Raw genomic sequence first — 9420 nt, 5'->3', positions numbered from 1 at the left:
GGCCAAGGCCGCGCGGGCCGTCGCCCGGATGCGCGCCGCCCTTCCCGGCGACCCGGCCGTCCTGCCCGTGCTGGCCGGCTGGCGGGCCCTGCCCGCCTGGGCCCGGGGCGAGGCCCCGGCACCCGCCCGGAGGGCCGGCTTCCTGTGCCATGGGGACCTGCACCTCGGCCAACTCGTACGCCATCCCGCTCCGGACGGGCCCTGGCTGCTCATCGACGTGGACGACGCGGGGGCGGGCGATCCGGCCTGGGACCTCGGCCGCCCCGCCGCCTGGTACGCGGCCGGACTCCTGGCCCCCGAGGACTGGTTCGCCTTCCTGGACGCCTACCGGTCCGCCGGGGGGCCCGCGGTGCCCGCCGCCGGGGACCCCTGGCCCGAACTGGACGTCCCGGCCCGCGCGCTGACGGTGCAGACGGCGGCCCTCGCCCTGGCCAAGTGCGCCACGGAGCAACGGGATCCGGACGAGCTCGAACAGCTGATGATCGAATCCTGTGCCCGAATCGCTACGTTGCCGCCCGAGTTGGCCGCCGACCACGCGTCGTAGGGTGAACGGACCGCCGCCGGGCAGACATTCCGGCGACGGCACAACGAGGGCGAGGAGCCGAGCCGATGATGCAGTGCCCGAAGTGTCACGCGCAGATGAACACGTACAACCGCAACGGCGTTCAGATCGAGCAGTGCAGCGGTTGCCGGGGGATATTCCTCGACTACGGCGAGCTGGAGTCGCTGACCCGTCTGGAGTCCCAGTGGTCCCAGCAGGCTCCGCCCGCGCCCCCCGCCCCGCAGGCCTACCCGGCCGCGCCCGCCGCCCACGCCCCCGCCTGGGGCGCGCCGCAGCACGGCGGCCACGGTGCGCACTACGGCCACCACCGCCAGAAGGGCTTCGGCCGCATGCTGTTCTCCTCCTGAGTGTTCCTCCGTGGCCCGGGGCGGCCGCCGTGCCACCGGGTCACGGAGGGGGCCGGCCCGTACGACGGAAGAACCCCCGGCCGTGGAGACGGCCGGGGGTTCTCGGTGGTGCGCGATACTGGGATTGAACCAGTGACCTCTTCCGTGTCAGGGAAGCGCTCTCCCGCTGAGCTAACGCGATACTGGGATTGAACCAGTGACCTCTTCCGTGTCAGGGAAGCGCTCTCCCGCTGAGCTAATCGCGCGGGGATCCTTGCGGACCGATGATCCTTGCGGATCAGTGGACGATACTGGGATTGAACCAGTGACCTCTTCCGTGTCAGGGAAGCGCTCTCCCGCTGAGCTAATCGTCCTTGGAGGTGGAGACGGGATTTGAACCCGTGTAGACGGCTTTGCAGGCCGTTGCCTCGCCTCTCGGCCACTCCACCAGGGATGGGGGCTCGGGAAGAATCCCCCACCTTCTGCGAGCGGACGACCAGGTTCGAACTGGCGACCTCAACCTTGGCAAGGTTGCGCTCTACCAACTGAGCTACGTCCGCTTGTCTCTTCCGGCCCGCTTGCGCGTCCCGGCGACGTGTTGAACTCTAGCGGATTCCTGGGCCAGTACAAAAACGCGTTTGTGCAGCGTGCTGCGGTGACCTCGCCCCGGCGCAGGTCACCGCACACCGTCCTAGACTCATTCGCGTGTCCGACCTCGCCCCCTTGGCCCGTTTCGACGGCCTCATCGCCTCCGGTCTGCAGGATGTGACCCACGATCCCGCAGCTCTTGACTCATCCGGTTTCTGGGCGGTATGCGCCGATTTCGAAGGGCGCATCGTCTGCGCCCGCTTCTCCGACGTGCGCAAGGAAGCGGTGCCCCCTCCCGTGCCCGGAGCATGGCGAGGGCCCGCCACCGGTGACTGGACCTCCTCGCTGGACCGTGACGCCTACACGGCGGGCGTACGGCGGATCCGTGAACACATCGCGGCGGGCGACGTCTACCAGGCCAACCTCTGCCGAGTGCTGTCCGCACCGCTCCCCGGCGGCGGGGCCGGGGCCGACGTCGATGCCCTGACCTCCCTGCTCGCTCGCGGCAACCCCGCCCCGTACGCGGGAACGATCCGGCTGCCCGGCCACGGCGTCGAGGTCGCCACCGCCTCGCCGGAGCTCTTCCTCCGGCGCGACGGGCGGATCGTGGAGTCCGGGCCGATCAAGGGCACCGGCCGGACCGAGGACGACCTGCTGGCGAAGGACCACGCGGAGAACGTGATGATCGTGGACCTGGTCCGCAACGACCTGGGCCGGGTCTGCGCCACCGGAAGCGTGAGCGTGCCCGATCTCTGCGTGGTGGAGAAGCACCCGGGTCTCGTCCACCTCGTCTCCTCCGTCCAAGGGCGGCTGGCCGGCGGAGCGGGCTGGCCCGAGCTTTTCTCGGCGGCCTTCCCGCCCGGCTCGGTCACCGGTGCTCCGAAGTCCAGCGCGCTGCGGATCATCGCCGACCTGGAACGGGCCCCGCGCGGGCCGTACTGCGGTGCGGTCGGCTGGGTCGACGCCGACCGGGGAACCGCCTCCCTCGCGGTGGGCATACGGACGTTCTGGATCGACCGGACCGGGCCGGCGACGCTGCTGCGGTTCGGGACCGGGGCCGGGATCACCTGGGGGTCCGACCCGGAGCGCGAATGGGACGAGACCGAGCTCAAGGCCTCCCGGCTGCTCGCTGTAGCGTCGGGTGCGTATTCGGAGACAGGAAGGACCGCGATATGAGGATCTGGGTCAACGGCGGACTGCGGGACGCCGACGACGCCCGGCTGTCGGTGCTCGACCACGGGCTGACCGTGGGCGACGGCATCTTCGAGACGGTGCGTACGAGCGAGGGGCGCCCCTTCGCGCTGACCCGGCACCTCGACCGGCTCACCCGGTCCGCCCGGGGCCTCGGTCTGCCCGACCCGGACCACGACGAGATCCGCCGTGCCGCCGCCGCCGTCATCGACGCCAATCCCGTCGCCCTGGGACGCCTGCGGATCACCTGCACCGGCGGGCTGTCCCCGCTCGGCTCGGACCGGGGGACCGACGGGCCGAGCCTCGTCGTCGCCCTCGACGGGGTGAACCGCCGCCCGGACAGCACGACGGTGATCACCGTCCCCTGGACGCGCAACGAACGCGGCGCGCTCGTCGGCCTGAAGACCACCTCGTACGCGGAGAACGTCGTCGCCCTGGCACGGGCGCGGGAACGGGGCGCGTCCGAGGCGCTGTTCCCCAACACCGCCGACCGCCTCTGCGAAGGCACCGGCTCCAACGTGTTCGTCGTCGTGGACGGCCGCATCCACACCCCGCCGGTGGCCTCCGGCTGCCTCGCCGGGATCACCCGCGCACTGGCCGTGGAGTGGACCGGGGCAGAGGAGACCGACCTTCCGATGGACGTCCTCGCCGAGGCCGACGAGGTGTTCCTCACCTCGACGCTCCGCGACGTCCAGGCGGTGCACCGGCTGGACGACCGCGAGCTGACCCCGGAGATCGGACCGGTGACGGCGAAGGCCATGCGGATCTTCGCCGAGCGGGCCGGCGACGACCTCGACCCGTAACGGGGCCCCGGTGGCCCGGAAAAGAGGGTGACGGGGCGTCGCGCAGGGGATAAACACCCTTGATGACCACGACACTCCGGCCGTCCGGGCCGCTTCAGCAGGGCGCCGACGGTGCGCGGGCCCGCAACTACGACGTGTGTGACAACGGGCGGCACGTCGGTGCCGTCGCGATCAGCACCGACGATGCCTTCGGCGCGACCGCCGGGGTGCTGCGCTCGCTCGACGTCGAGGAGTCCCGGCGCAGACGCGGCCGGGGCACCATCGCCGCGCTCGCCGCCGAAGAGGTGCTGCGGGGGTGGGGCTGCACCCGGGTGCGGGCGGAGGTCCCCGCCGGCAACGATCCGGCCCGCCGCCTCGCGGCCGCCCTCGGCTACACCGAACGCAGCCGCAACATGGTCAAGGACCTCGGCCCGGACAGCGCCCCGCTCCCCGGGGGCCTCACCTCACGCGCGATGAGCGAGGAGGAGTTCGCCGTCTGGCGGCGGGACGCGGTACGGACGTACGCGCAGGACTGGATCGATCGTGCGGTGCCGGCCGAGCAGGCCCGGCTCAAGTCCGAGGCCGATCACGCCGCCCTCCTGCCGGACGGACTGGCGACCGAGGGGGTGACCTTCCGGGTGCTGGTGCACGGGGGCGAGGTCGTCGGCCATGTGTGGGTGGCCCAGCGGGAGCTGCCGCCCGGCGGCCCGGCCGGATTCGTCTTCGACGTCGAGGTGCGCGAGGAGCACCGGGGCCGGGGCCACGGCCGGGCCCTGATGCTGCTCGCCGAGGACGTCACCCGGGCCTGGGGCGCGGACCGGCTCGGCCTGCACGTCTTCGCCTCCAACACCCCGGCCCTGCGGCTGTACGAGTCCCTGGGCTACACGACGACGCGGTACAACCTGGCCAAGGCGCTGTAGCGGCCTTCCCGGGGCCCGGCCGATCGACGCGGGGCGCCGCCGGTCCGACCGGCCGCTACCGGTACACCTGCCGCCGCCTCTCCGCGGCTGCCGGTCTACCGGTCCCGTGCGGCCAGGACGCCGTCGACGATCTCCTCGATCCGCTCGCGCAGCCCGTCCTGGCTCTTGCCGCCGTCCAGCCGCTCGTCGCCGATCACATAGGTGGGCGTGCCGGTGACGCCGATCGCCTTGCCCTCCGCCTGGTCGGCGTCGACGATCAGCAGATGCCGGCCGTCGATCAGCGCGGTGTCGAACTCCTCGACGTCCAGGTCCAGTTCCCGTGCCACGTCGAGGAGCACCGGCTCGCCCGTGCGGCCGAGACCGGCGGTGCGGGACAGCAGGGCCTCGATGTACGGCCAGCCCTTGCCCTGGTCCGTCGCCTCCTCGGCGGCCTGGGCCGCGGCGTAGGCGTGCTTGTGCTTGTCCAGCGGGAAGTGCCGCAGCCGGATCTCGACACGGTCCCCGTACCGGGCGCGCAGAGCGTGCACATCGTCGAGGGCGCGGTGGCAGTCGGGGCATTCGAGATCGCACCAGAGGTCGAGGACGACCGGTGCCGCGGAGGAGGAATCGCTCATGCGCCCAGTCTCTCAGGCCCGGCGGACGCGTCCCCATCGGGACCGGGCCACCCCCTGGGGAGGAGTCCGGCCCTGAAATGTCCCTGAGGTGGGCGACCGCCGTGGCCCCGACGGCGGTCGCCGGTGCAGGATGGAAGGGACGTATCCCCTGCACCTGGAGGCCCCGATGCTTGCCGAGACCATCTGTTCCGCGGTGTCGGCGGCCGGCCTGGGCATCGCCGCGGTGACCGCGTACCGCAAACGGTTCCTCACGGCGACGAGGATCGCCGCCTACTCCCTCGTCCCGGTCGGGCTCGTGCTGACCGGGGTCGTCGAGTGGGCCGCCGGGATCGCCTTCAAGCCGAGCGTCTGGCTCGGCTTCGGGGTGCTCGGCCTCTCCTGGCTGCTGTTCATGACCACCCGCGCCATCGAGCGTCGAGGCACCACCACCCGCGCGGAACGCAAGGCCGCGCGGGCGGCCGGGCGGAACGAGGCGGTGGCCCCGGCCGCGTCCGCCCCCTCGCTCGGTGCGGGCGGTACGGCGGGACCCGCGGCTTCGGCCGCGAAGCCACAGGCGCAGCCGAAGCCGAAGAAGAAGCAGGAGGCCGCCACGCCCGGCGACGACTTCAGCGACATCGAGGCGATCCTCAAGAAGCACGGCATCTGAGACGGCGGCCCGGCCGGCGGGCGGAGGGGCTCGGGCCACCGGCTCGAATGCCTGACGTCGGCCCGTACGCCGGAGCGATTATCGGTGGCCACGGGACGGTGAACTCCCGGGGGAATGGCACGGGTTGATCGCCAATCGGCCGCGGGTGCGTCATGATCACCCCGAGATGGTGGACACTTCCCGGGGCGATGCCCCCGCACCCCCCGCCGAAGAGCCCCGCGGCTGTCTCTTCGCGCTCTCCCAGCCGCCCCTGATGATCTTCCTGACGGTGATCGGGGGGCTGCTGCTGATGGCCGCCCTGCACGATCTCTTCGTGCTGTGACACATCGCGCCGCGGTGCGGGGCGGCGGCCCGGACGTCAGCCCGCGGCTTCCTTGCGCCGGGCCCGGTACGCCGCGACGTGGAGCCGGTTCCCGCACGTACGGCTGGAGCAGTAGCGGCGGGAGCGGTTGCGCGACAGGTCGACGAACGCGTGCCCGCAGTCCGGCGCCTCGCAGCGCCGCAGCCGCTCCTGCTCGCCCGCCACGATGATGAAGGCCAGCGCCATGCCGCAGTCGGCCGCGAGGTGGTCGGCGATCGAGGCGTCCGGGGCGAAGTAGTGCACATGCCAGTCGTAGCCGTCGTGGTCGGTGAGCTGCGGGGTGGTCCCGGCGGCCGCGACGAGCCGGTTGACCAGGTCGGCGGCTGCGCGGGGGTCGGGCGTCGCGAAGATCTCGGCGAAACGGGCCCGGACGTCGCGCACGGCGGTCAGGTCCTTCTCGCCGAGCGTGCCGACTCCGCTGATGAGATGCCGCTCCGCGAAGGCGTACAGCGCGGCGACATCGGCGAGACCGTCCTCGGATCCCCCCGCGAGTCCGTCCCTGAGGTCGTCCCGCGGCAGCTCGCTCTCCGGTGCGGTGTTCACCAGATCGACCACCGTGTCGAGGGCGATCCGGGTGTCGTGAGGGATCAGCACGCTTCGCTCCCTGGCCTTCCGGCGGGCGGGTGCCTGCCGATGGCGGCTGACTCTACTGGCTCGGCCCGCCGGTGCCAGGCCCGGTGCGGGCCCCGCGGGGAGTGGAACGGACCCCTCCGCCCCCGGGAGGAGGAGCCGGAGGGGCCGGGCGCGCCGACGCCGTCGTCGCGGTGGATTCCGCGACGACGGCGCCGGTGTCTGCCCTATGCGGTTGTCGGCACGGCGCCGTCGCCCCGAGTCGGACGGCGTCGAGCGGCTCTCTGCCTGGCTCAGCTCTCGGCCAGGATGTGGGAGAGCTCCGTGTCGAGATCGAAGTGACGATGCTCGGTGCCGGGCGGAACCGCGGCGTCGGTCCTCTTCAGGAACGACTCCAGGGCTCGCGCCGGGGCTTCGAGCAGGGCTTCTCCCTCTGGGGAGCTCAGGGCGATGCATACGACGCCTTGACCGTGACTACGAGATGGCCAGACGCGGACGTCTCCGGTGCCGGTGGGCCGGTGCAGCCCCTCGGCAAGGAGGTCGCGGGCGAATACCCATTCGACCGTCTCCTCCGCTCCGGTGTGGAAGGTGGCGTGCACGGCATAGGGATCGGCCGTGTCATACCGCAGGCCCGCGGGTACAGGCAGTGAGGACTCGCTCGACACAACGAGGCGCAGGTGCAGCTCGCAGCTGACCGTGGTGTTCATAAGCGCCAGGGCCTTTCGCTCAGTGTGCGCTCGGGGATTCGCACGTCGGCGAAATCGACATGCCACCTACGGTGGCGTTGTAAACCCCTCTGACCCATTTGTGATGCTTCGGGTCCCTCGCTCAGCGGCGTGTAACTTTGAGTTATGCGCCCATTCCAGTGACGAAGACAGGTCGGGTAAGTTGAGCTTCATGAACGCGGAGAGTGACGAGCGGAGCGAGGTCGCCGAGCAGGCGGCCCCGGCATCCGCCACGGGGGAATCGGGCCGGGCGGAGCGCGAGCTGGGCTCGCGGGCGCCGGGCTTCGTCAAGGCGTCGAAAGCGCTCCATCTGAGCTGGCAGGTCGGCGTCTTCGTCGTCGGCCTCGGCGTGGTGATCGCGGGCGTGCTCATGCTGGTGCTGCCGGGCCCAGGCTGGCTGGTGATCTTCGGCGGTATGGCGATCTGGGCGACCGAGTTCGTCTGGGCCCAGCTGGTGCTGCGCTGGACCAAGCGCAAGGTCACCGAGGCGGCGCAGCGGGCCCTCGATCCCAAGGTCCGGCGACGCAACATCATCCTCACCACGCTGGGGCTGGTGATCATGGCGGTGCTGGCCGGGATCTACGTCTGGAAGTTCGGACTCGCCATGCCGTGGAAGATCAGCGAGTAGGCCGGGGACGGTCCAGGGGCACCGCTGACATGGGGTAATGTTTGCGGTGCGCCCGGGCGATTAGCTCAGTGGGAGAGCGCTTCGTTCACACCGAAGAGGTCACTGGTTCGAAACCAGTATCGCCCACCCGGAACAGAGGGCCCGGGAGACGGAATCCGTCTCCCGGGCCCTCTGCGTTGTCCGCCGGGGCCCCGGTCCGGGAGCCGCTGCGACCAGCGGGCCCCCGGACCGGCCCGGCTCACCGCATCCGCCCCAGCGTGTCCTTCAGCCGGCGGGCGTCGCGCAGCCGCTGCTCGTACGTCGCTCCGACCACCAGCAGCAGCAGCCCGGCCAGGGCCGGCGGCAGCCAGCGGGGGAGCGCACCCGCTACCTGCACCACGTACGGCGCCAGCTCGTGCAGCCCGTCCAGCGCCAGCACCGCCCCACCGAGCAGCAGCAACGCCTGGAGGCGGTGGCGCGCGCCGAGCAGCGTGATCACCAGCGCCGCCACCCCCAGCAGCAACGGCCGCAGCCAGTCGGTGTCGGTCCAGGCGACCGCCAGGCTCGGCAGCAGCGTCGCCGCGAGCCCCGGCCCGTACGCCGTCCACGACGAGACCTCCGGGTCCCCGCGCCGCCGCAGCACCCCGACCACCAGCGCGGGAACGGTCACCGGCAGCGTGTACGCCTCCGGGAACGACACCTCCGAGGCCGCCAGCCGCACCCAGGTGGCCAGCACGAACAGCGCCGCCGCCAGGTAGCCCGCCACCGGCCGCCGCTCCGGCCGCACCGCCGCCCCCGCCGCCAGCACCCCGCACAACGCCAGCACCAGGGCCAGGAACGGCGCGTCGGCCACGGCCAGCCCCACGGCGACCAGCGCACCCACCGCGCCCGTCAGTTCCACCGGCAACGCCACCGGGCTCCGCCGCAGCCGTGCCCCGAGCAGCACCGTCAGCGCGGGCACCAGAAGCACCAGCGGCGCGGCCTCGTGCGGGGCGAGGCCCAGGGACCGGCCCGCGAACCCCGTGAGCACGGTGCCGCAGACCACCGCGGCGACCGCGAACACCGCACGCGGCACCTCGCCCCCCGACCGGACCGCGGCCCCGGCGAACAGCACCGCCAGCGCGCCGAACACCGCGTAGGCGGCCCCCTCGGACGCCAGCGACAGCACCCCGACGCTCACCGCCCCGGCCGCCGCCGCCACCAGCGCGGTCACCGGCACCGCCGATGCCCACCGGCCGCTCCCGGCCCCCCGGACCGCCAGCGCGAGGAGCCCGGCCACCAGGGCCGTCTCCCCGGCCACCGCGACCGCGTAGGGAACGTCCAGCACGACTCCGGCCAGCAGCAGCGCACCCCAGCCGAGAGCCACCGCCCCCGCACCGGCGGCCCCGCGCAGGGCCGCCCCGGAAGGCCGACTGCGGGCGCCGGCCGTGTACCAGGGCACCCCGGCACCCGGCGGCACCGTCCGGGCCGAGCCCGGCGTACCCGCCGCGTCCGGCTCCGGTGTCTCCTCCCGGGCTGTCTCTTATAC

Annotated in this window: 11 protein-coding genes, 5 tRNA genes and 1 pseudogene; 9 read left to right on the top strand and 8 right to left on the bottom strand. The window is 72.6% G+C overall.

Annotated features, from left to right (window positions below; all coding sequences use genetic code 11):
• On the top strand, positions 1–544 hold a 544-nt coding region (locus tag CR470_RS32195; RefSeq protein ID WP_179892442.1), incomplete at its 5' end, for a phosphotransferase family protein.
• A 65-nt stretch (positions 545–609) separates the two neighbouring features.
• Complete coding sequence (locus tag CR470_RS32190; RefSeq protein ID WP_097870998.1) at positions 610–909, top strand: TFIIB-type zinc ribbon-containing protein; 300 nt, start codon at positions 610–612, stop codon at positions 907–909.
• Positions 910–1082: 173 nt separating this feature from the next.
• Here the strand turns inward: CR470_RS32190 and CR470_RS32180 are convergent.
• The 4 genes from CR470_RS32180 to CR470_RS32165 all read right to left on the bottom strand — a co-directional run bounded on the left by CR470_RS32180 (position 1083) and on the right by CR470_RS32165 (position 1448).
• A tRNA-Val gene (locus tag CR470_RS32180) sits at positions 1083–1154 on the bottom strand.
• A 36-nt stretch (positions 1155–1190) separates the two neighbouring features.
• Positions 1191–1262 (bottom strand) — tRNA-Val (locus tag CR470_RS32175).
• A gap of 1 nt (position 1263) precedes the next feature.
• Positions 1264–1337 (bottom strand) — tRNA-Cys (locus CR470_RS32170).
• Between the two features lie 38 nt (positions 1338–1375).
• A tRNA-Gly gene (locus CR470_RS32165) sits at positions 1376–1448 on the bottom strand.
• A 145-nt stretch (positions 1449–1593) separates the two neighbouring features.
• Here CR470_RS32165 and CR470_RS32160 point away from each other — a divergent pair.
• The 3 genes from CR470_RS32160 (at position 1594) to CR470_RS32150 (ending at position 4369) form a co-directional block, all read left to right on the top strand.
• Entirely contained in the window at positions 1594–2652 is a 1059-nt protein-coding gene (locus CR470_RS32160; RefSeq protein ID WP_097870997.1) for a chorismate-binding protein, read from the top strand.
• Positions 2649–3470 (top strand): aminotransferase class IV, encoded by an 822-nt coding sequence (locus CR470_RS32155; RefSeq protein ID WP_097870996.1) that lies wholly within the window; start codon positions 2649–2651, stop codon positions 3468–3470. The genes CR470_RS32160 and CR470_RS32155 overlap by 4 nt, the downstream gene beginning before the upstream one ends.
• 62 nt (positions 3471–3532) lie before the next feature.
• Complete coding sequence (locus CR470_RS32150; RefSeq protein WP_097870995.1) at positions 3533–4369, top strand: GNAT family N-acetyltransferase; 837 nt, start codon at positions 3533–3535, stop codon at positions 4367–4369.
• A gap of 95 nt (positions 4370–4464) precedes the next feature.
• On the opposite strand, the gene CR470_RS32145 is transcribed toward CR470_RS32150, so the two are convergent.
• Positions 4465–4983: a DsbA family protein gene (locus CR470_RS32145; RefSeq protein WP_097870994.1), complete on the bottom strand. Its 519-nt coding sequence runs from the start codon at positions 4981–4983 to the stop codon at positions 4465–4467.
• A 166-nt stretch (positions 4984–5149) separates the two neighbouring features.
• On the opposite strand from CR470_RS32145, the gene CR470_RS32140 reads away from it, so the two are divergent.
• Both CR470_RS32140 and CR470_RS39865 read left to right on the top strand, forming a co-directional pair.
• Positions 5150–5629 (top strand): hypothetical protein, encoded by a 480-nt coding sequence (locus tag CR470_RS32140; RefSeq protein WP_097871000.1) that lies wholly within the window; start codon positions 5150–5152, stop codon positions 5627–5629.
• 166 nt (positions 5630–5795) lie between these two features.
• On the top strand, positions 5796–5951 hold the full coding sequence (locus tag CR470_RS39865; RefSeq protein WP_164494018.1) for a hypothetical protein: 156 nt from the start codon (positions 5796–5798) through the stop codon (positions 5949–5951).
• Positions 5952–5987: 36 nt separating this feature from the next.
• Here the strand turns inward: CR470_RS39865 and CR470_RS32135 are convergent, their stop codons facing one another.
• A complete protein-coding gene (locus CR470_RS32135; protein ID WP_097870993.1) occupies positions 5988–6584 on the bottom strand; it encodes a CGNR zinc finger domain-containing protein in 597 nt (198 codons plus the stop codon).
• Between the two features lie 269 nt (positions 6585–6853).
• Positions 6854–7267, bottom strand: coding sequence for an SsgA family sporulation/cell division regulator (locus CR470_RS32130; protein ID WP_003959770.1), 414 nt, complete (start codon positions 7265–7267; stop codon positions 6854–6856).
• Between the two features lie 190 nt (positions 7268–7457).
• On the opposite strand from CR470_RS32130, the gene CR470_RS32125 reads away from it, so the two are divergent.
• Together CR470_RS32125 and CR470_RS32120 are read left to right on the top strand one after the other, a co-directional pair.
• The gene (locus CR470_RS32125) at positions 7458–7913 is read left to right on the top strand and encodes a TIGR02611 family protein (RefSeq protein ID WP_097870992.1); all 456 of its coding nucleotides are present in this window, start codon (positions 7458–7460) and stop codon (positions 7911–7913) included.
• 54 nt (positions 7914–7967) lie between these two features.
• Positions 7968–8039, top strand: a tRNA-Val gene (locus CR470_RS32120).
• A 112-nt stretch (positions 8040–8151) separates the two neighbouring features.
• Here the strand turns inward: CR470_RS32120 and CR470_RS32115 are convergent.
• Positions 8152–9384 (bottom strand): annotated as a pseudogene (locus CR470_RS32115) (SCO7613 C-terminal domain-containing membrane protein); the annotation flags it as partial.
• Positions 9385–9420: the final 36 nt, after the last annotated feature.

The sequence above is a fragment of the Streptomyces sp. rh34 genome, from assembly GCF_002551245.1.
In the GTDB taxonomy this organism is placed as follows: domain Bacteria; phylum Actinomycetota; class Actinomycetes; order Streptomycetales; family Streptomycetaceae; genus Streptomyces.
Note: the sequence above shows the minus strand (reverse complement) of the source record. Positions and strands in the feature narration are given on the sequence as shown.